23 protein-coding genes are annotated in these 20,408 nt (G+C 63.2%); 19 read left to right on the top strand and 4 right to left on the bottom strand.

The features are described 5' to 3' along the window. The first annotated feature begins 41 nt into the window (after nucleotides 1-41). The 11 genes from SB822_RS04855 to SB822_RS04905 all read left to right on the top strand — a co-directional run bounded on the left by SB822_RS04855 (nucleotide 42) and on the right by SB822_RS04905 (nucleotide 8,692). Nucleotides 42-1,436, top strand: a complete 1,395-nt coding sequence (locus SB822_RS04855) for a selenium-binding family protein (RefSeq protein WP_410854179.1) — start codon at nucleotides 42-44, stop codon at nucleotides 1,434-1,436. Then, nucleotides 1,405-2,055 carry a hypothetical protein gene (locus tag SB822_RS04860; protein ID WP_236674237.1) on the top strand — a complete coding sequence of 217 codons (651 nt, stop codon included), beginning with the start codon at nucleotides 1,405-1,407 and terminating at the stop codon, nucleotides 2,053-2,055. Before SB822_RS04855 ends, SB822_RS04860 begins: the two co-directional genes overlap by 32 nt. A gap of 164 nt (nucleotides 2,056-2,219) precedes the next feature. After that, the gene (locus tag SB822_RS04865) at nucleotides 2,220-2,615 is read left to right on the top strand and encodes a VOC family protein (protein ID WP_079487609.1); all 396 of its coding nucleotides are present in this window, start codon (nucleotides 2,220-2,222) and stop codon (nucleotides 2,613-2,615) included. Nucleotides 2,616-2,737: 122 nt separating this feature from the next. After that, nucleotides 2,738-3,850 carry a BMP family ABC transporter substrate-binding protein gene (locus SB822_RS04870; RefSeq protein WP_085954613.1) on the top strand — a complete coding sequence of 371 codons (1,113 nt, stop codon included), beginning with the start codon at nucleotides 2,738-2,740 and terminating at the stop codon, nucleotides 3,848-3,850. Between the two features lie 33 nt (nucleotides 3,851-3,883). Further along, entirely contained in the window at nucleotides 3,884-4,426 is a 543-nt protein-coding gene (locus SB822_RS04875) for a nucleoside deaminase (RefSeq protein ID WP_410854180.1), read from the top strand. Nucleotides 4,427-4,610: 184 nt separating this feature from the next. After that, nucleotides 4,611-4,970, top strand: coding sequence for a hypothetical protein (locus SB822_RS04880; protein ID WP_086918309.1), 360 nt, complete (start codon nucleotides 4,611-4,613; stop codon nucleotides 4,968-4,970). 165 nt (nucleotides 4,971-5,135) lie between these two features. Then, a complete protein-coding gene (locus tag SB822_RS04885; protein WP_007582848.1) occupies nucleotides 5,136-5,705 on the top strand; it encodes a cytochrome b in 570 nt (189 codons plus the stop codon). Between the two features lie 54 nt (nucleotides 5,706-5,759). After that, nucleotides 5,760-6,323, top strand: a complete 564-nt coding sequence (locus tag SB822_RS04890; RefSeq protein ID WP_007582849.1) for a YceI family protein — start codon at nucleotides 5,760-5,762, stop codon at nucleotides 6,321-6,323. A 36-nt stretch (nucleotides 6,324-6,359) separates the two neighbouring features. Then, the gene (locus SB822_RS04895) at nucleotides 6,360-6,938 is read left to right on the top strand and encodes a YceI family protein (protein ID WP_007732781.1); all 579 of its coding nucleotides are present in this window, start codon (nucleotides 6,360-6,362) and stop codon (nucleotides 6,936-6,938) included. A gap of 265 nt (nucleotides 6,939-7,203) precedes the next feature. After that, nucleotides 7,204-7,392 carry a hypothetical protein gene (locus SB822_RS04900; RefSeq protein ID WP_007582851.1) on the top strand — a complete coding sequence of 63 codons (189 nt, stop codon included), beginning with the start codon at nucleotides 7,204-7,206 and terminating at the stop codon, nucleotides 7,390-7,392. A 79-nt stretch (nucleotides 7,393-7,471) separates the two neighbouring features. Beyond that, nucleotides 7,472-8,692, top strand: coding sequence for an FAD-dependent oxidoreductase (locus tag SB822_RS04905; RefSeq protein ID WP_114222081.1), 1,221 nt, complete (start codon nucleotides 7,472-7,474; stop codon nucleotides 8,690-8,692). A gap of 4 nt (nucleotides 8,693-8,696) precedes the next feature. Here the strand turns inward: SB822_RS04905 and SB822_RS04910 are convergent, their stop codons facing one another. Continuing rightward, on the bottom strand, nucleotides 8,697-9,068 hold the full coding sequence (locus SB822_RS04910) for a nucleotide pyrophosphohydrolase (protein ID WP_079487606.1): 372 nt from the start codon (nucleotides 9,066-9,068) through the stop codon (nucleotides 8,697-8,699). A 32-nt stretch (nucleotides 9,069-9,100) separates the two neighbouring features. Further along, nucleotides 9,101-11,590, bottom strand: a complete 2,490-nt coding sequence (locus tag SB822_RS04915; protein WP_410854181.1) for a penicillin acylase family protein — start codon at nucleotides 11,588-11,590, stop codon at nucleotides 9,101-9,103. 137 nt (nucleotides 11,591-11,727) lie between these two features. On the opposite strand from SB822_RS04915, the gene SB822_RS04920 reads away from it, so the two are divergent. The 5 genes from SB822_RS04920 (at nucleotide 11,728) to SB822_RS04940 (ending at nucleotide 15,038) form a co-directional block, all read left to right on the top strand. Continuing rightward, on the top strand, nucleotides 11,728-12,318 hold the full coding sequence (locus tag SB822_RS04920; RefSeq protein ID WP_410854182.1) for a helix-turn-helix domain-containing protein: 591 nt from the start codon (nucleotides 11,728-11,730) through the stop codon (nucleotides 12,316-12,318). Continuing rightward, complete coding sequence (locus SB822_RS04925) at nucleotides 12,315-12,842, top strand: GNAT family N-acetyltransferase (RefSeq protein WP_007582859.1); 528 nt, start codon at nucleotides 12,315-12,317, stop codon at nucleotides 12,840-12,842. Before SB822_RS04920 ends, SB822_RS04925 begins: the two co-directional genes overlap by 4 nt. 136 nt (nucleotides 12,843-12,978) lie before the next feature. Continuing rightward, entirely contained in the window at nucleotides 12,979-13,443 is a 465-nt protein-coding gene (locus SB822_RS04930; protein ID WP_007582861.1) for a hypothetical protein, read from the top strand. 204 nt (nucleotides 13,444-13,647) lie between these two features. Next, nucleotides 13,648-14,175, top strand: a complete 528-nt coding sequence (locus SB822_RS04935) for an ankyrin repeat domain-containing protein (protein WP_007582862.1) — start codon at nucleotides 13,648-13,650, stop codon at nucleotides 14,173-14,175. Further along, on the top strand, nucleotides 14,172-15,038 hold the full coding sequence (locus SB822_RS04940) for an LD-carboxypeptidase (RefSeq protein WP_410854183.1): 867 nt from the start codon (nucleotides 14,172-14,174) through the stop codon (nucleotides 15,036-15,038). Before SB822_RS04935 ends, SB822_RS04940 begins: the two co-directional genes overlap by 4 nt. Here SB822_RS04940 and SB822_RS04945 read toward each other — a convergent pair. Further along, complete coding sequence (locus SB822_RS04945) at nucleotides 15,035-15,565, bottom strand: hypothetical protein (RefSeq protein ID WP_086918303.1); 531 nt, start codon at nucleotides 15,563-15,565, stop codon at nucleotides 15,035-15,037. The genes SB822_RS04940 and SB822_RS04945 overlap by 4 nt on opposite strands. Before the next feature lie 233 nt (nucleotides 15,566-15,798). On the opposite strand from SB822_RS04945, the gene SB822_RS04950 reads away from it, so the two are divergent. From SB822_RS04950 to hpnR, 3 genes are all read left to right on the top strand, one after another. Continuing rightward, on the top strand, nucleotides 15,799-17,100 hold the full coding sequence (locus SB822_RS04950; protein WP_079500560.1) for a sugar efflux transporter: 1,302 nt from the start codon (nucleotides 15,799-15,801) through the stop codon (nucleotides 17,098-17,100). A gap of 213 nt (nucleotides 17,101-17,313) precedes the next feature. After that, entirely contained in the window at nucleotides 17,314-17,796 is a 483-nt protein-coding gene (locus tag SB822_RS04955; protein WP_079487587.1) for a cupin domain-containing protein, read from the top strand. Between the two features lie 258 nt (nucleotides 17,797-18,054). Beyond that, nucleotides 18,055-19,596, top strand: coding sequence for a hopanoid C-3 methylase HpnR (gene hpnR, locus SB822_RS04960; protein WP_114222089.1), 1,542 nt, complete (start codon nucleotides 18,055-18,057; stop codon nucleotides 19,594-19,596). Nucleotides 19,597-19,625: 29 nt separating this feature from the next. Here hpnR and SB822_RS04965 read toward each other — a convergent pair whose 3' ends face one another. Next, complete coding sequence (locus SB822_RS04965) at nucleotides 19,626-20,366, bottom strand: SDR family NAD(P)-dependent oxidoreductase (RefSeq protein ID WP_007732823.1); 741 nt, start codon at nucleotides 20,364-20,366, stop codon at nucleotides 19,626-19,628. Between the last annotated feature and the right edge of the window lie 42 nt (nucleotides 20,367-20,408).

A 20,408-nucleotide genomic window follows, 5' to 3' on the forward strand; every position in this document is an offset into this window, starting at 1 on the left:
CGACCCGCGTGCCGCATCGCAACATCTTCCGGAGATGAGTTATGGCGACATGGAAACCCGATCCGACTTTCTATCCTTCCGCGCGCATGGCAAGCAGCGCGCCGAAGGAAACTGTCGCGTATGTGGCGAGCTTCGATCCGTCGCGCGAAACGCCCGACGAGCTCGCCGTCGTCGATGTCGATCCGGGCTCGGCGGAATATGGGCGCATCGTCGGCCGCGTGGCGATGCCCAATACGGGCGACGAGCTGCATCACTTCGGCTGGAACGCGTGCAGCTCGTGCCTGTGTCCGAACGCGCCGCATCCGCATACGGAGCGTCGCTATCTCGTCGTGCCGGGGCTGCGCTCGTCGCGCATCCATATTCTCGATACGAAGCCCGACAAACGGCAGCCGCAGATCGTACGCGTGCTCGAACCTGCGGAAGTCGCGGAAAAGGCGGGCTATACGCGCCCGCATACCGTGCACTGCGGGCCGGCGGGCATCTATGTGGTGTCGCTCGCGAATGCGCAGGGCGAAGCGCCCGGCGGCATTTTCCTGATGGATCACGAGACCTTCGATATTCGCGGCCAGTGGGAAATCGATCGCGGCCCGCAGGAGCTGTCGTACGACGGCTGGTGGCATCTCGGCTACGACACCGTCGTGACGAGCGAATGGGGCCTGCCCGCGACGTTCGAGAATGGCCTCGTGCCGGAAGTGCTGCTGGGCGGCAAGTACGGGCATCGGCTGCACTTCTGGGACATGAATACGCGCAAGCACAAGCAGGTCGTCGACTTCGGCGCGGAGAACCAGCTGGTGTTCGAACTGCGCCCCGCACACGATCCGACCAAAGCCTACGGCTTCGTCAATTCGGTGATCAGCCTCAAGGACCTGTCGGCGTCGATCTGGACGTGGTATCGCGACGGCGACCAATGGGCCGCGCGCAAGGTGATCGAGATTCCCGCCGAGCCCGCCGACGCCTCATTGCTTCCGCCCATGCTCAAAGGCTTCGGAGCCGTGCCGCCGCTCGTCACGGATATCGCGCTGTCGCTCGATGACCGCTTTCTGTACGTGTCGTGCTGGGGCACGGGCGACCTGAGGCAATACGACGTCTCCGATCCGATGAAGCCTGAATTGACGGGCACGGTGCGCATCGGCGGCATTGCCGCGCGGGCGACGCATCCGGCAGCAGGCGAGCGCCCGCTGAACGGCGGCCCGCAGATGGTCGAAGTGAGCCGCGACGGTAGCCGCGTGTACTTCACCAACTCGCTGTACGGCGCGATTGACGAGCAGTTCTATACGGAAGGGATCGACGGCTGGATGGTCAAGCTCGACGCCGGGAAGAACGGCGGCCTCACCGTGGCGAACGACTTCTTCGTCGACTGGCCGAAGTCGCATCGTCCGCATCAGATCCGGCTGGAAGGCGGCGATGCGTCGTCGGATTCATATTGCTATCCGTGAGCATGCAATGAACGGCGTGTGGGCAACGGTGATCGGCAGCGGCATTTTTCATGGCGTGAACCCAGCGATGGGCTGGCTGTTCGCGGCCGCGCTCGGGCTTCAGCATGGCAGCCGTAAGGCCCTGCTGATGGCGCTGCCGCCGCTCGCGCTCGGGCATGCCGTCTCCGTGATGTTCGTGACGACGTCGGCCGTCGCGCTCGGGCTCTTCACGCACACCGAACATCTGCGCACGGTGATGGGCGTGCTGCTGATCGCGTGGGCTGCGTATCACCATTTCTATGGACACAAGCAGCGCGTGCGCGTCGGCATGACGGCTGGCTTCGTCGGGCTCGCGCTGTGGTCGGCAGCGATGGCGACGATGCACGGCGCGGGATTGATGCTGCTGCCCGCGCTGTTGCCGCTGTGCGGCGCGGGGGTGCCCGTCGGCAGTTCGCTCGAATCGGTCGGTCAGGTGACGGCTGTGCATACCGTCGTCACGCTCGCGACGGCAAGCGCGATCGCGCTTGCCGCCTATCAGTATCTCGGGCTCGGCATGCTGCGCCGTGGCTGGGTCAATTTCGACTGGCTCTGGTGCGGCGCGCTGACCGTCACGGGCGTGCTGATGATCGTCACCGGCTAGCTGCACGCAATGTTCGAACGGGTCCCGAATAACCTCACCTTTCGCTACAGTGCCGTGCGGGTTGCGAGCCAACTCACCGTTGCGCGGCTCCCGGATAGTCTCACCTGAAGCGCAATCGTGAGCGTATCGATGACAGGCAAGCTCACCATTCCGGAGACATCGCGATGACGACCGCCCGTCCATTCCTGCTGTTCCAGGACCACAACGCCGAAGAAGCGATGAAGTTCTACATATCGCTATTCGACGACGGCCGGATCGTCGAAATCGTCCATTACGCGTCGGACGCGCCGGGGCACGAAGGTTCGGTGATGAAAGGCACGTTCCATGTCGCGGGGCAAACGGTGATGTGCACCGACAGCATCGCGAGGCACGACTTCACGTTCACGCCGGCGTTCTCGCTGTTCGTCGACTGCGATTCGCAAGCGCAGCAGGAGAAGCTGTGCGCGGCGCTGTCCGAAGGCGGCGCGCAACTGATGCCGCTCGACGACTACGGCTTCAGCCGCCGGTTCGCGTGGGTCAGCGACCGCTTCGGCGTGTCGTGGCAACTGAACCTGCCCTGACCCGGGCATGACATCCTTCATATCAATTCCGTTATAGAGCGCATAACGGATTTCAATTTCGACCTCGATATTGGCTTACGACCATCTCTGCTGACTCCCCTTTTCCCGTCTCCGGAGATTTCATGAAAATAAGAATGGCTCGCGCAGTCATGCGCTCGCTGCGTCTTCCTGCTGCGCTTCTGGCCGCCCTCGGCGCCACTGCCGTGTTGAGCACGGCCGCCCTGGCCGCGGAACCGCTCGGCGTCGCATTCGTCTATCTCGGCAATCCCGGCGACGCCGGCTGGACCTACGCGCACGAGCAAGGCGTGAAGTCGATCGAGACGAAGTTCGGTGACAAGATCAAAGTGACGCGCGTCGAGAACGTGCCCGAATCGGCGGATTCGGAGCGCGTGTTCCGCGACCTCGCGAGCAAGGGGAACAAGATCATCGTCGGATCGAGCTTCGGCTTCCAGGACTTCGAACTGAAGACCGCCAAGGACTACCCCGATATCGTCTTCGAGCACGCAACCGGCTACAAGAAAGCCGCGAACTTCGCGACCTACGACGTGCGCACCTATCAGAGCGCCTATCTCGCGGGGCTCGTCGGCGGCTATACGACGAAGAGCAACACGCTCGGTTTCGTTGCGTCGGTGCCCGTGCCGGAAGTGGTGCGCAACATCAATGCATTCACGATGGGTGCGCGCTCGGTCAATCCGAACGCGAAGGTGAAGGTAGTATGGATCAACACATGGTTCGATCCGGGCAAGGAGAAGCAGGCAGCCGAAACGCTGATCGGCCAGGGCGCCGACGTGCTGATCCAGAACACCGATTCGACGGCCACGATGCAGACGGCCGAGCAGAAGAAGGTGCATGCGTTCGGCTGGGATTCGGACATGAAGCAGTTCGGGCCCAACGCGCAACTGGGCGCATGCGTGAGTTACTGGGGTGTCTACTATTCGCATCTGATCGAGCAGGTGCAGTCGGGCAAGTGGACCAACGCGCCGACGTGGTGGGGTCTCAAGGAAAAAGCGATCGACCTCGCGAGCATCAACACGCAAGCCGTGTCGCCTACCGCGCAGAAAGCGCTGGCGCAGAAGCGCGACGACATCATCGCAGGCAAGTTCGACCCGTTCTCCGGGCCGATCAAGGATCAAGGCGGCGTGATCAAGGTGGCAGCGGGCAAGTCGCTGTCGGATGCGGATCTGTTACGGCTGAACTGGTTCGTGCAGGGCGTCGACGGATCGCTGCCGAAGTAACGCTCACGTGAACAATCACGGAGGAGACACCGTTTGAGCCTGACCAATCCCTCGAAACAGAACGCGTCGGACTTCCCCGAGCAGGGGCTTGCGCCGACGCGCGAACAGATCGTGCGTCATCTGCGTCGTGCGAGCGTCGTGGCGGAGCGCGCGACACTGATGGGCCATCATCCGTTCGGCGCGATTCTCGTCGGCCCGGATCAGGAGACCGTGCTGATCGAACAAGGCAACGTCGATACCGTCAATCATGCGGAATCGGTGCTTGCGCGCATTGCTGCGCTCAACTTCACGCCGCAATATCTGTGGAGTTGCACGCTCTATACGACCGTCGAACCGTGCTGCATGTGTGCAGGTACAGCGTATTGGGCGAACATCGGCCGCGTGGTGTTCGGGATGACGGAAGAGCGCCTGTTGCAAGCCACCGGCAATCATGCGGAAAATCCGACGATGAGCGTATCGTCGCGATACGTCTACGATCATTGTCAGAAGCGTGTCGATCTGATCGGCCCTGTCGCGGAAGTAGAAGAAGAAATCATGCAGGTACAGCACGCTTTTTGGGCTTCGCGTTCTGGCTGAAGCGCCGCGCCACATTGCTAAAGCGCAAAGGTTCGGTGATCCATCGATCCTTTGCCTCGTCCCGTGCATGTGTTCAATGTACGCATGTTCTTGCTGACAGTGCCGATTCGTTGATTTTTCTCAGTGTCGAAGTGCACCGTTCGGTGCCTATACTCGGCCCCATCGCTGGCCACTATCCACGATCATGGACGCCCGGGTCTTACTCATTCCGCTTTGCATCGTCACACTGTCGTGTAACGCCATTGCGCAAGCCGCCGAGAAACCACGTGCGACCGACTCTCCCAACAACACGTATCGCAGCCCGCTCCAGCAGAACTTCGACAGGTCCATGGCCACACCACCCAAAGACGACTCGGACTTCGAAAGGCGCTGTAGAGAGATCATCCACAACTATATCGAGTCTTTCCGTCCACCGGAGCAAGATCGGGCAAACGCCGTCGTTCCGAAGTTCGGCGGCTACAGCGGTGAACCGGAAACCACCTTGCAAGGTTATTACCGGCGTCAGGAAGCCGAAAACGCGTATCGTGAATCGAGGTGCAAGTAATCGACGTGATTGTTAAATGATTGCTCGCATCACCGCAACGATCTGTTCTCCCGCACCTAGCTATTCATAGGCAGATTCGCCCACTACCATTCGCGTTCAATCGGAAGCGGCGTCATTACGTCGCACTCCACAGTGAACAGAACACGCGAAGGTCCTCGATTGCCTATGACGTCCCACGCTTCTTCTCAAAGCGCAGGTAAGAGTCTGCGCTACAGCCGCACGGCCATTGCGCTGCACTGGCTGATCGCGCTGCTGATGATCTGCGGCTTCTATCTCGGCTGGATCATGACGGACATTCCGGGCTTCACGCCGACGAAGCTCAAATACGTCTCGTGGCACAAGTGGATCGGCGTCACCGTGTTCGCGCTGGCCGTGCTGCGCGTCGTGTGGCGCGCAACGCATGCAGCGCCGCCGATGCCCGTCGCGATGCCCGCCTGGCAAAAGGCCGCCGCGCACGCGACGCACGCGCTGCTCTATGTGCTGATGCTTGCCATTCCAATCACCGGCTACTTCTTCAGCTCGGCGGCGGGCGTGCAGGTCGTGTACCTCGGCGTGCTGCCGCTGCCGACTTTCATCGGCCCCGATCAGGCGCTGAAGGCCATTCTGCGCACCACGCATATCGCGTTGAACTACACGCTGCTCGTGCTGTTCGCAATGCATGTGCTTGCGGCGCTCAAGCATCAGTTCGTCGAACGCGACGGACTGCTGGCACGCATGATTCCCTTCCTCAAATGAGCGCGCTTTTCAAGGCGCTTTCACGTTGAACTTACGCTGGATCATCGAATGAACATGAAGAACTACTCTTATCGCCGCGTGCTGGCGGGCGCCGCCGCCGTTCTGTTCGCCGCCGCGTCGCCGGCGTTCGCGCAAGTCGATGCGGGCAAGAGCACGGTCGTCGCGACATCGAAGCAGATGAACGTGCCCGTCGACGGCACGTTCAAGAAGTTCAACGCACAACTGACATTCGATCCCGCGAAGCCGACGGCAGGCAGCGCGAATCTGTCGATCGACACCGACAGCTACGACCTCGGCGACCCCGAATACAACAAGCAGGTGCGCGGCAAGGAATGGTTCGACAGCGCGACGTTCCCGAAAGCGACCTTCGTTTCGACAGCGATCGCGCCCGCAGGCGGTAATCAGTACAAGGTCACGGGCAAGCTGACCATCAAGGGCAAATCGCAGACGGTCACGGTGCCTGTTTCAATCACGCAGCAGGGCGCGACGCAGACGTTCGACGGCTCGCTGCCCATCAAACGCACGCAGTACGACATCGGCTCGGGCGAATGGAAAGATACGTCGGTGGTCGCCGACGACGTCGTCATCAAGTTTCACATCGTCGCCGCACAGCATTAAGCGCGCGGGGCACACTCATCAACTTAGGAGAATAACGTGAAGAAACAACTGTTGATCGCAGCGGGCGCGCTGATCGCGGGCATGTCGTTCAATGCAATGGCAGCCGATACGTACCAGCTCGATCCGAACCACACGTACCCGAGCTTCGAAGCCGATCACTTCGGCGGCATCTCGGTGTGGCGCGGCAAGTTCAAGAAGTCGAGCGGCACGGTGACGCTCGATCGCGCAGCGAAGACGGGCACGGTCGACGTGACGATCGACACGACGTCGATCGATACGGGCAACGACAAGCTCGACAAGCATCTGCAAACGCCCGAGTTCTTCGACGCGGCGAAGTACCCGACGGCGACCTACAAGGGCACGCAGATCCGCTTCGACGGCGACACGCCCGTCGAGGTGATCGGCACGCTGACGATGCATGGCGTGACGAAGCCGCTGAACCTGAAGATCGAATCGTTCAAGTGCTTCATCAACCCGATGCTCAAGCGCGAAGTGTGCGGCGCGGAATCGACGGCCACGTTCGATCGCGCGGACTTCGGCATGGACTGGGGCAAGTCGTATGGCTTCAACACGAAGACCGTGCTGCATATCCAGACGGAAGGCGTGAAGCAGTAAGCGCTTCGAGCTGACTGCTACGCGAGCCGCCTTCGGGCGGCTTTTTTTATGCTTCGGCCTTTGCGTAGCGCCAACGCGAACCGCTCCCGTAAACGCTCACCTATCCACGGTTTCGCGCCGACATGCAGTGAGCTTTTGTTGGTCCACTTCCATCACTTCTGCGCGAACAGTCCTGTCGCCGCGGGCTCGACGTGCCTGGCATGGTCTCTGCCTTTGAATGGGCAATCCCGCAAGCAAGCGGGCTTCACGCCGAAGGAGCAAGATGATGAACACGCTCACCATCAAAGATCTGTCCGTCAACGCAACCCTCGACCGCGCCGCGCTTGCGAACGTGCGCGGCGGCATCGGCAGAACGCCGCCCCAGATCGCCGCGTGGGAACTGTCCGGCAAGCCCGCGACATGGCAAGGCCTCGTACTCGGCGACGACGGCCGCCTGCATCCGCCGACGCCGTAATCGCCCGACGCCCACGGTTGCAAAACGCGCGACGGGTGTCCGTTCAACTGATAGCGGCTACCGTCGAGGATCGTCGAACATGTCACAGAGTCACTGGGATGTCGTGATAGCAGGCGGCGGCCTGGGCGGCGCAACGCTCGGCCGCGCGCTTGCGATGCACGGCGCTCGCGTGTTGATCGTCGAGCGCGAGCTGGCCTTCAAGGACCGCGTGCGCGGCGAAGGCATGCTGCCGTGGGGCGTCGCGGAAGCGCGCGCGCTCGGCATCGACGCGCTGATGCGCGACAGCGGCGCGTGCGAAGTCCGCTGGTGGAAACGCTATCTGAACGGCACAGCACGCGACACCCGCGATCTGATCGCCACCACGCCGACGAACAACGGCTGCTTCAACTTCTATCATCCGTCAATGCAGCAGACGCTGCTCGATGCGGCGCGCGATGCGGGCGCCGTAATCAGGCGAGGCGTGACGGTAGTCGGACTCGAAACGGGCGATGCACCGGTTCTCCTGATACGTACGGAGAACGGCGACGAGCGTTTACAGGCGAAGCTGGTGATCGGCGCGGATGGCCGCCGTTCCGTCATGCGACGGCTCGCAGGCTTCACGCAGAATCAGGACGCGTCGCGCCTCATCATAGCCGGCGTGCTGCATGAAGATCTCGATACGCCCGATGACACCGTTCACTATTTCCAGCAGCCATCCGCAGCACGAAGCGCGTTGATCTTTCCACTCGGCGAGCGGCGCTATCGCTCGTATTTCATCTACGGCGCGGGGACGCGCGAGCATCCGTTGAGCGGCAGTCACAACGCGCAGACCTTCATCGACCTATCCGTCGAAACGGGCGTGCCGCGTGAATGGTACGCGGACGCACGCACGACGGGGCCGCTCGCGGCTTATCCTGGCGCCGATTGCTGGGTCAAGCATCCATATCGCGATGGCGTCGCGCTGATCGGCGACGCGGCGGCGACGTCCGATCCGTCGTTCGGCTGCGGACTCGCGTTGACGCTGCGCGACGTGCGCGTGTTGCGCGACTGTCTGCTATCGAACGACGACTGGCACGCAGCAGCCGAAGACTATGCGCGTCAGCACGATGCGTACTATGCAGCGCTGCATCGTATCGAAGACTGGCTGACGCAATTGATGTACGAAACGGGCGCGCTCGCCGATGCGCGCAGGGCGCGTGTGTTGCCGCATCTCGCGAAAGAGCCGCAGCGCGTGCCCGACCTGCAGGGCCGCGGCCCCGACAATCCAACCGACGAACACGCGCGCCGCCGCTTCTTCGCGGAAGACGTTGCGACGGTATAAACCGCTAATCGCCGCCGTACTCGGAATACTTGCGCGAATCGCCGCGCACCTTGTGCGCCGGATACTTCGCGCGATTCAACTCGATCTTCTCCAGCACCGCCGCATACAGATCGACGTCGAGACGGTCGGCAAGCATCACGAGATACGCGAGTACGTCGGCCATCTCGTGACGGATTGCGATGAGCTTGTCATCGGCGAGTTCGTTCTTTTCGCCCGACTGCAGCCATTGAAACGGCTCCAGCAATTCGCTCGCTTCGACGCTCAATGCCGTCGCGAGATTCTTCGGCGAATGAAAGCGCGACCAGTCACGCTCGTCGACGAACTGCCTCAACAGATCGCGCACCGCGAGCAGATCGCTGCTGCGTTCCTTCTCCATACGGACACTCCACTCAAACCTTCAACACAGAATCATTGCCCCGTCCGGCCAAGTATCAACCGATGCACGGGCGCGCCCGGCAGGAACGACGTCTTCTCGCCGCGCACCCACGCTTCGTGACCGGCGAGAAAGTATGGCGACAGCGGATGGCCCGACTGTCCGCCCGGCATTTCGAAGATGCCGCTCTGCTCGCGTCCCGGCGACACGATCATCCGCTCCGATGCGCCGAAAGCCGGCCCCTGCACGCGCGGCATGTTGATATCGCCGGGCAACGGATCGTGCGGCGCGCCGAGCCAGCCGCGCACCCACGGCAGCCACGCCGGCACGATGCGCGCAAACGGATGCTCGATGGCCGCACGATTGCGCTCGCCCCAGCGCGCCTGTTCGATCGGCGTATCGGGTGGCAACTGAGCAATCGTGCGATCGATGCGGTCGAGCACGAACGCGCGCCAGTCCCTGAAGCCTTCCGGCATCCACGCGTGATGCTCGGCGAGCGTCTCCATCACGGCTTCATAGCGCGAGTTTGCAACGCGCAGACCAAGCGGCGGATTACCGTTGCCGCCGCCCGGCATCGCGCCGGCAAGTTCGGCGTCGAGCCTGCCGAACCACGCGTCGTACAGCGAGAAGAAGAAACCGCGGGTGAGGCGATAGCCGACGGCGTCGACATCCGCGCGTCCATTCCATGCGACCAGTTGCTGCCGGAACGCCGCGCGCTGCGGATGGCCTTCGAGCGCGCCAGCATCGAGCGCTTCGAGCGCCACGCGCCGCCAGACCTCGATCCATTGCGCGCGGTCGTCGGTCTGGATCGACAGCATCGCGTGTTCGTCGGGGCTCGGCGCGGCGAGCAGATCGTCGCGAATCTGCGACGCGCGCGCACCGAGGTCGGCGCCCGAGTCACCGATCAGCATGGCGTCGCGCGACATCACCACGCGATTGTTCGCCGTCCAGAGACGGCCGAGCGGCGGATCGACGCGCTTCGGATACGACGCGGGCGGCAGATAGTGCTGCCAGCCTTTATACGTCGCCGAGTCATACGGTGTGTCGCTGTCCGGGCCGTTTTGCACGTCGGCCGGATCGCGCTGCGGCAGCGGCCCCGCCAGCGTCCAGCCGATCTTGCCGCGCGAGTCCGCGACCATGATGTTCTGGGTCGGGAGGCCGCTGGTTTGCGCGACGCGCAGCGCTTCGCCGATCGTCTTCGCGTCTTCGAGCTTTTGCAGATTGAGGTTCACGGCCTCGCGATCGTGCGCGACCCAGCGCAATGCATACGCGCGCGCGCCGATCGTCAGTTCCGGTCCCCAGCGCGTTTCTGCCACCGGCAAGTCGACGCTCTCTCCGCCCTTCACGTCGATGCGCTCGTGATAGACGGTCGCGCGCGCCCACGCGCCATCGGGCGTGCGGTACTGCAACCGGTCGGCAGCATTGCGATGCAACTCGATCAGGTCGATATAGCGGCCGTAGCTGTTCGTGAAGCTCCACGCGATCTTGCCGTTGCTGCCCGCAATCACGAGCGGCGCGCCGGGCAGGCTCACACCCGTCAGCGCGTGCATCGGCAGTCCGTCGCCGGCGGGCCACATCAGCGAAACGCGATACCAGATGTTCGGCAGCGACAGCCCGAGGTGCATGTCGCTCGCGAGGATCGCTCCGCCATGCGCGCTGTGCGCGCCGTCGACGACCCAGCCGTTGCTGCCCACAGCGGACTCGCTCACGTCCTCAGTCTGCTCGCTTGCGACGCTCGCGGGTTTCGGTGCCGAGAGCCAGTCGGGGCGCGTCGAAGGAATGCGTGCGGGTTCGACGGGCGGCGTCGATGCGCTGTCGAAAGGCGCATCCCAATGGCTCGCGGCGGGGAGCAGGAACGTGTACAGATCGGCGTCCACACGGTCGCGCAATACGGCGCGTGCGAGGATCCGGCGCGTTTCGGACGACTGCAGATCGAAGTACATCGCGTAGACGACCAGCAGCGAATCTTCGGCACGCCAAGGCTCGGGCTGCGTGCGCAGCATCCAGTATTCGAACGGCCGCGACGACAATGCCGCCAGCCCCGCATTGACGCCCGCCGTGTAGCGCTCGAGCAGTTGCCGCTGATCGGCGGGCATCGCTTCGACGATGGCATGCGCGCGAGCGCGAAAGCGGTGCAGCCGATTGCGCCTGTCGAGTTCGAGCGCGTTCGGGCCGACCAGCGCCGACATCTCGCCCGCCGCGACGCGCCTGAGCAGGTCCATCTGAAGGAAGCGGTCCTGCGCGTGCAGGAAGCCTGTCGCGTACGCGACATCGTCTCGCGTCGCGCCGTGAATGGTCGGCACGCCGAGCGCGTCGCGCTCGATCGTCACCGGCGACGACAGCAACGACGCACGCTGCGTGCCATCGAGCTGCGCAAGACTGCCGCGCAGCAGCAGCCAGCCACCGAGCAGCGCCGCGCCCAGCAACGTGACGACGAGGCCCGCCAGCACGAGCGCGGCGAGGCCGACGGATTTACCGATCGATCTGCTTGACGACTGACTTGCGACGGCGGGACGACGGCTCATCGTTCGGGTTCGTAGTGGTTCGGGGAATCGGGACGTCCGGGCATTGTGCACGAAGCAGTTTGCACGCTCGCATTCGACTGTAACGAAAGCGCTGACCATCCAACATACTGGAATTTTGATCCAGTATGCTAGACGCCATGGATATCAACGCACTGATTGCGCGCCGCGTGCGCCAACTGCGCGACAGCCACGGGCTGTCGCTCGAAGCGCTCGCCGAACGCAGCGGCGTGAGCCGCTCGGCTATCTCGCTGATTGAGCGCGCACAAAGCAGCCCGACGGCAACCGTGCTCGACAAGCTCGCCACCGCGCTCGGCGTCGTGCTCGCGTCGCTGTTCGAAGCGTCCGCGACGCCCGCCGAGGCGCCATCGCCACTCGCACGCGCCGCAGAGCAGGCTGTCTGGACCGATCCCGGGTCCGGCTATGTGCGGCGCAGTCTGTCGCCGGCGCTGCCGTCGCCGATCCAGTTAGTGGAGGTTCACTTTCCCGCCGGCCAGCGCGTCGCCTACGAGACCGGTGCGCGCGACGCCGAAATCCATCAGCAGATCTGGCTCATCGAAGGCGCGATGGAAATCAGCGCCGGCGACGCGCACTGGCGGCTCGAAGCGGGCGACTGCGTGGCGATGCGTCTCGATTGCCCGACCGTGTTTCACAACCCGACGCGCAAACCGGCGCGCTATCTGGTGGCGCTGTCGACGCTGCCCTTTTCATCTGTGAGGAGAAACGCATGACGGAAACGATTAGCGTGCGGCGCGTCGGCGCGCACGAAGCCGCGCAGTGCATCGACAGCCTTGCCGATGTGCTGATCGATTGCGTCGCGGGCGGCGCTTCCGTCAGCTTTATGTGGCCGCTCGCGCGCGACAAGGCGATCGCGTTCTGGCAGATGGTGGCGGCGGGCGTCGAACGCGGCGAGCGCGCGCTGCTGATCGCGGAAGACGCGGACGGGCGCATCGCCGGTACGGTGCAGCTCGTGCTCGCGCAGCCCGACAACCAGCCGCATCGCGCGGATCTCGCGAAGATGCTCGTGCATCGCCGCGCGCGTCGGCAAGGCGTCGCGCATCGGCTGATGGCCGCCGCCGATGCCGTGGCCCGCGACGAAGGCAAGACCGTGCTCGTCCTCGATACCGTGACGGGCGGCGAGGCCGAGCGCGTGTATGAGCGTGCGGGCTGGCAGCGCGTCGGTGAAGTGCCGAACTATGCGTTGATGCCGGATGGATCGTCCTGCGGCACGACCTTCTATTTCAAGCATCTTTAAAGCAGCCGCTCGACCGTTACGCAAAAAAGGGAAATATGAGATTTGACAAACGTTTGCGGATTAGGGAAATCAGCCCTTAATCTTTTCCGCCTTGCGCCGTTATCGCTAGAGCATTCCCAATTTTTTCTCAGGCGATATGGCTAAGACCATCCCGTTTCCCGGCAGCAATCAGGCAACGCGCGCGCGGCAAGCAAAAGCAATGCTTCTGCCCATCCCACGCAGCATGGCTGTCGAGCTGATCCTGCCCGTGCACATTGCCCTCGACGCGCTGCGTCGCGGCGCAGGCAGCATGAGTGCCGCGCAGACGCTCACGCAGACGATGCTGCTGACCGGCTTTCTGTGCGACCTCGGCTACGGTGAGATGACATACGATCAGCTGCGCACCGCGGATCAGGCGCTCGCCGTCACGTTCGAGCGCGGCCGTACGAGCGACGAGTGGCGTATCGACGAAGCGCATATCGAGCTGCTCTCGCACATCGTCAGCACTTACGACGCGCAATTGCAGCGCGCGCCGCTCAGCGCGCTGACGGATGCGAGCGCCCGGCTCGACCGCATCATGGCAAACGGCGACGCGGAGCCGACCATCCGCAAGCAGGCGTAACGGTTGTGGGACGCCAGCTCCCGAAAACGCTCACCGTCACCGAAACGCGCGAACCAACGCTTCTTTCCGTCTTCGTTGCGCATCCCTTTGCCAGGCAACGCGTGACCCGGCCAAGGGCAACATCAAGCAGGCATTGCCTGTATCCTCTGCTGTACCTGACGCGCCGTGCGAACGGCGACGTTCGTTCGACAGTGGAGAAGCTTCATGACAGACGACAAGCGCAGCCCAGACGACATCGATCCTGATCTGCTCGAAGTGGCGCGCGAAATATTCGACGCAGCCCGGCGCGGCGAAGCGAACATGCTGGCTGCCGTCATCGAGAAAGGTGCGCCACCCAATCTGCGCAACGAGAAAGGCGACAGCCTCGTGATGCTCGCCGCCTATCACGGCCATGCGGACGCTGTGCGCGTGCTGCTCGAACGCGGCGCGGACCCGAACCTGCGTAACGACAACGGACAGACTCCGCTCGCAGGCGCGGCCTTCAAGGGCTTCAAGGATGTCGTTCAGACACTGCTCGCGCATGGCGCGGACGTCGAAGGCGCGTCGCCGGACGGACGCACGGCGTTGATGATCGCCGCAATGTTCAATCGCACGGAAATGGTCGAACTGTTGCTCGCGCATGGCGCAAATCCCGACGCGCGCGATGCGAACGGCGTGTCGGCCGCCGATGCCGCAAGCCGCATGGGCGCGCCGGAAACGGCCGCGCTGCTCGCGAAAAAGGCGGGCGCATGAAGCTGGAAGGCAAGACAGTCGCCGTGGTCGCGCCGGCGGGCGTGCCCGACATGCAGCACGTCGAGCAAAGCATCGCATTGCTCGAAAGCTGGGGCCTGCGCGTGCAGGTCGGCGCGCATGTGCGCGACCGCTATCGCTATCACGCGGGCAAGCATGAAGACCGCGCCGCCGATCTGCATCGCGCGTTGACCGATCCTTCCATCGATATCGTCTGGGTTGCGCGCGGCGGCTACGGCAGCATTTATACGCTGCATGCGCTGCCCGATGCTGTGCCGTGCGCGAAAACGCTCGTGGGATTTTCCGACGCGACTGCGCTATTCGGTGCGCTGCATGGCATGCCGAACGTGCGCGTGATTCACGGTCCCACGTTGAACGGGCTCGCGACCAAACTCGACGACGCTTCGCGCGCCAGCATGCTCGCCGAGCTGCACGAAGAGCGCGCCGCGCCCGTGCCGTTGCAGCTTCTGTATGGCTCGGATGCACGTCGTGTCGAAGGACATCTTGGGGGCGGCAACATTACCGTGCTCGCGAGTCTTGCGGGCACGCAATGGCAGGCGCGCTGCGACGGCGCGATCGTGCTGCTCGAAGACGTGACCGAGCTTGCCTATCGAATCGACCGCAGTGTCATGCAGTTGCGCGAAGCGGGTGTGTTCGATGGCGCGCGTGCCTTCGTGCTCGGCGATTTCATCCGCTGTCCGCTGCCTGAGAATGCAGACTTCACGTTACACGACATGATGGTCGATCTGTTGAAGCCGTACGGCGTGCCGATTTACGCCGGCTTTCCGATCGGCCACGGTTCGCGCAATCACGCGTGGACGTATGGCGCGCCGGCAGCGCTCGAAGGCGATCAACTGGTGCGTTAGCGCGTCAGATGCGTGATGACGCGCTGAACGGTGTCGATGCCGGGCGCGTCTTTGCTCAGCGCGTCGCGCGCGCACCACGGGTATGGCAAGCGGTTCGCCCAATTCAATATGCTCCCGGCGAATTCTGCGGGCAATGTCGACATCTCTTCGATCGTGATGTGCAGCCGCGTCACTCGCGACGATCGCGCATCGCTCGTCCACTCATAGCGGCCATAACCAACGCGCGCCGCGCCCGTCGTTTTTTCCGTCATGCAGACGAGCCAGTCGCACGAGAACTCGCTTTGGTTAGCGGCGGGCATCGCGCCGACGCAAAACGTGTACACGTTCTCGTACTTCAGCGCGAAGTCGCTCACCAGCACGGACGCAATCGCATCGCGCCCATGCGTTTCCTGCGGAAACGCGATGGCGGCCGTTTTCACGGTCATCGCCAAAGACGCATCGTGCGCGAATGCATCCGTCAACAGATGCGGACGGTTGCCGTCCTTCGCCAATATGTAGGATTCGATCGAGCCTTTGAGTTCAGTCATCTGTCAAAGCGTGTCAACGTAACGAGCCAATCAGTCTAAGCGCTTCACGTCGCTGCATTTCGCTTGCCCTTGATGCCGGGCGGGCTTCTGCTGTTTTCACGCATGCGGCGCGCATTCTTTGCACAACATGACGAAACTGCGTTGCGCGCGATGCGCTTTGCGTTCGACAATGCCTCTTCCGTGTGCGATTCCCCACTTGCGCCCGCATCCCACAGTTCGAACACGCGCCCTCGATGAACTCCCGCTTCGCCAGTCTCACGCGCATTCATTCTTTCATGCCGCTTGCCGGCGCGACGCTGATGCTGGGCATCGCGATGTCGTTCACCGCGCCATATCTGTCGTTGTTCGGCGTCGAGCAGACGGGCATGACGCCGTTGCAACTCGGTCTGTTCATGACGCTGATTGCGGCGAGCGGTGTGGTCGCAAGCGCGTGGGCGGGTAAATGGTCGGATAAGCATGGGCATCATCGCGCGCTGTTGCTCGCGGCGTTGATCGCGGCCTCGCTCGGCTTTCTGCTGCTTTGTTTCGTGCGCAACTATCTGGCGCTACTCGTGATCGGTGTGGCGTTTCTCGGCGCGGGCGGCTCGGCGATGTCGCTGGTGTTCTCGTTCGGTCGCGCGGCGCTGCCCGTGCACGACGAAGCGGAGCGCTCGTTCGCGCTGGCGACGCTGCGCACGGTGCTGTCGATGGCGTGGGTGTTCGGGCCGTCCGTCGGCGCGCTGGTGCTGGCGGGCGCGGGCTTTTACGGGCTCTTTCTGTTCGCGGCGGCATGCTTCGCGGCATGCGGCGCGATCGTGTGGCGCATGCGCGAATCGCCCGCTGGCGATCCGCACAGCACGCCGGCGCACTATGCGGGGGACCCTGCCTCGTCGCTTGAAGTGACGACCGTCACCGAGCCCGCTGAGCCGCCGCCGCCCGCGCCGCCTCATGCGCCCGGCACGCAGCGGCAGATCTGGCGTTCTGTCGTCGCGCTGACCCTGATCGGCCTCGCCGCGAACGCGACGATGATCGTACTGCCGCTTTACGTCGTGCATGGCCTGAAGGGCACGCGGCTCGATGTGTCGATCATGCTCGGGCTCGGCGCATTCCTCGAAATTCCGATGATGCTCGCGCTCGGCGCGCGCGGCTCGACGCTCAACAAGCTGAACTGGCTCGCGGCGTGCGCGGCGGTGCATGTGGTGTATTTCATTGCAGTCGCGGCTGCGGGCACGGTCAACGTGCTGATCCCCATGCAGGCTTTCAATGCATTCGTCGTGGCCGTCACGTCGTGTCTTGGCATGACGTATATGCAGGACCTGATTCCGCGTTCGCCCGGCGCGGCGACGGCGTTGTTCTTCAACGCTTCGCGGGTTGGGTCGATTCTGTCGGGTGTATTGTCGGGTGTGCTGGTCGCGGGTCTTGGTTATCGGGGGACGTTTCTCGTCTGTGGATGCCTCGCGCTTGGGGCGCTGATCCTGTTCGCCGATCCGCCGTGGAAGCGTATTGCGCTGCGGGTGCGGGATGCGTGGGAGGACTGGCGGCATCCTGCTCAGTGAGGGAGGGAACTCTCGGCATCGCTTGCGATCCTGCTGCGATGCGTAAAGGTGCTGATTCTGCTCCGCGCGAGCCCGGTCGTCTGGGTTTCTCAGTCCGCATCGCGGTGCGATATCTCACCATCCTGACCGGCACGCAAGATCCCGCGCTACGAAGGCGTCTTGTCCTTCCCGCAAGCCGCTATTATCGAAATTCAATCCAAAGGAGAACCACTGATGAGCCGACCGGATTTCATCAAACACTGGACTGAACTCGAACAACCGGATGCGCATTCCTATCCCGGCGATACCGAGCCAATGGCGCTGGACGCGCCGCTTTCCGCCGCACTCGGCATTACGCGTATTGGCATTCATCACGTAAGGCTTCTGCCTGGCCGAAGGACGTCGTATCCACATGCCGAAAGTACCGAGCAGGAGTTCGTGTACGTGCTCGAAGGCAAGCCCGACGTATGGATCGACGGCACGCTTTATCCCATTGCTGAAGGCGATTCCGTCGCGTTTCCGGCAGGCACTGGCATCTGCCATACCTTCATCAACAATACGAAGGAGGACGTCAGGCTGATGGTGATCGGCGAACGTCCGCGCGACGATAACCGTATTCGTTATCCGCTCAACGAAGCGCATGAACGTACTCGCCCGGATCGCTGGGTGGACTGGCCGACCAGACCGCTCGGCGACCATGACGGGAGGCCGGACTGAGTTTGACGCAAAGGGTTGCCCCGCCGGCGCCCGCCACATGCAAGCCACCCTTTGACTCCCGAAAACCCTCACCTCCCCACTACGCCCCCACCGAGCAAGCCCACCCGATGACAAGTAGAATTGGGTAGAGCCCACTGCGGTGAGGTCCGGCAGGACGCACAGGCTCAGCAGTCGACCCGTACCAGGGATACCAGCACGAAAGCCCGGCACGCAGCGTCCCAGCACGCAGGCGCGCCCTTTCCGCCGCAAGGAGATCTCATGAAGGTGCTCGCTGTTCACCCCAGTGGCCTGATGTACACCCGCGTGTATCTGCGCCTCGAGCCGCTCGGACTCGAAACGGTCGCCGCCGTGATACGCGAAGCCGGCCACGATATCCGCCTGATCGACCTGCAGGTCGAATCCCATCGCGCGCTGCACAATCTCGTCCGCACGTGGCGGCCCGACGTGGTCTGTTTCTCGGCCAACTATCTCGCGAATATCCCCGAAATCATCGATCTGTCGAAGGCGATCAAGGCGCATTTGCCGGGCTGCTTCGTATTTGTCGGCGGACATAGCGCGTCGTTCACCGCGCGCGACATGCTGAAACACGCGGAAGGTGCGATCGATTGCATCCTCAAAGGCGAAGGCGAAGCGAAGGTCGTCGAGCTGCTCACTGCCGTTGCGCGCAAGGGCGAGCTATTACGCATTCCGGGCGTCGTCACGAGCAAGGGCGAAGGTCCGCCGCCTGGCTTCACCGAAAGCCTCGACCAGATTCGCCCCGCGCGCGATCTGCTGCGACACCGGCGCAAGTACTTCATCGGCGTGCTCGATCCGTGTGCGTCGATCGAGTTTGCGCGTGGCTGCCCGTGGGACTGCACGTTCTGCAGCGCGTGGACCTTCTATGGACGTAGCTATCGTTCGCGCAGCCCCGAAGTCATTGCCGACGAATTGGCGTCGATTCGCGAACCGGGCGTGTTCATCGTCGACGACGTCGCCTTCGTACATGCCGATCACGGCATGGCGATCGGACGCGAAGTGGAGCGGCGCGGCATCCGCAAGAAGTATTACCTCGAGACGCGCGGCGACGTGCTCTTGCGCAACAAGGAAGTGTTCGAGTATTGGCGCACGCTCGGTCTGCAATACATGTTCATCGGACTCGAAGCCGTCGACGCCGAAGGGCTGAAGGCGTTTCGCAAGCGTATCGATGTCGACAAGAACTTCGAGGCGCTCGCGTTCGCGCGCTCGCTCGGCATCACGGTCGCGATCAATCTGATCGCCGATCCCGACTGGGATCACCAGCGTTTCGAAACGATCCGGCAATGGTGTCTGGAGATTCCCGAGATCGTGAACATCAGCGTGACCACGCCGTATCCGGGCACGGAAATATGGTTGCGCGAACAACGGCGACTGACGAGCCTCGACTATCGGCTCTACGACATCCAGCATGCCGTGCTGCCGACCAAGCTGCCGCTAGCCGAGTTCTACGCGGAACTGGTACGCACGCAACAGGTGCTCAACCGCAAACATCTCGGCTGGGGCGCGTTGTATCGCGCGGCGGGCGAAGCGGCTTCGCTGCTGATGCGCGGACAGACCAACTTCGTGCGCATGCTGTGGCGCTTCAACTCGGTGTTCAATCCGAATCTGCAATTGAGCGATCACGCGCGCGAAGTGCGCTACGAGATGACGCCGCCGCCCGCGCAACTGCCGGAAGAGAGCAACGTCAAGGTGCTGTATGTGCACGGCCCGGCGGGACGCAAAGGCCGCAAGATCGACGACGCAACCGAGAAATTCGTCGATCAGACCCGCATGGGTACGGGCTGATCGCAACTGCGCGCGCCTCGTCCGCGCGGTCAGAACGGCTCTTTAAAAGGACGCAGATCGATTTCGTGCGTCCATGCGGACGGATGCTGAAGATGGAGCTGCCAGTATGCTTCGGCGATGGCGTCGACATTCAGCAGTCCGTTTTCGCCGCGCTCGGCGGCAGCCTGCGGACGCGAGACATGCAAGCGCTCGCCGTCGATGCCGCCGTCGATCACCACATGCGCGACATGCAGCCCGAGCGGCCCGAACTCGCGCGCCATGCTTTGCGCGACCATCCGCAGCCCGGCTTTTGCCGCGGCAAAATGCGCGAAGCCGGGCTTGCCGCGCAAGCTCGCCGATGCGCCCGTAAAGATCACCGTGCCACGGCCGAGCGGCGCGAGACGCCGTGCCGCTTCGCGCCCCACCAGAAAGCCGCCGACCGGCCCGGAGCGCAAGAAGTCCTGCATCTGCGCTTCCGTCAGGTCGCGAAACGGAACATGCCGGTTGTTGCCGACGTTATAGATGACGAGCGAAGGCACATCGATATCGTCGGGCGGCGACATCGCCCGGTCGAAAAGACGCATGATGTCCGCTTCCGATGTGCCGTCCATCGCGAACGACTCCGCCGATCCGCCGCCGCTCGCAATGCCGTTCGTCACGATGTCGAGTTTGGCCTGCGTGCGGCCCGCGACATACACGTGATACCCGTTCGCGGCGATCTTCCTGCACAGCGCCGCGCCCAGTCCGAGTTCCGCGCCGACGCCGATCACCAGTGCGCTGTTTCGCTTCATCGTGTGTCTCCGTTGTCCTCTCGCGCATGCGGCGCGGGAATC

It is taken from the genome of Paraburkholderia sp. SIMBA_054 (genome assembly GCF_046534875.1).
GTDB classification, from domain to species: domain Bacteria; phylum Pseudomonadota; class Gammaproteobacteria; order Burkholderiales; family Burkholderiaceae; genus Paraburkholderia; species Paraburkholderia hospita.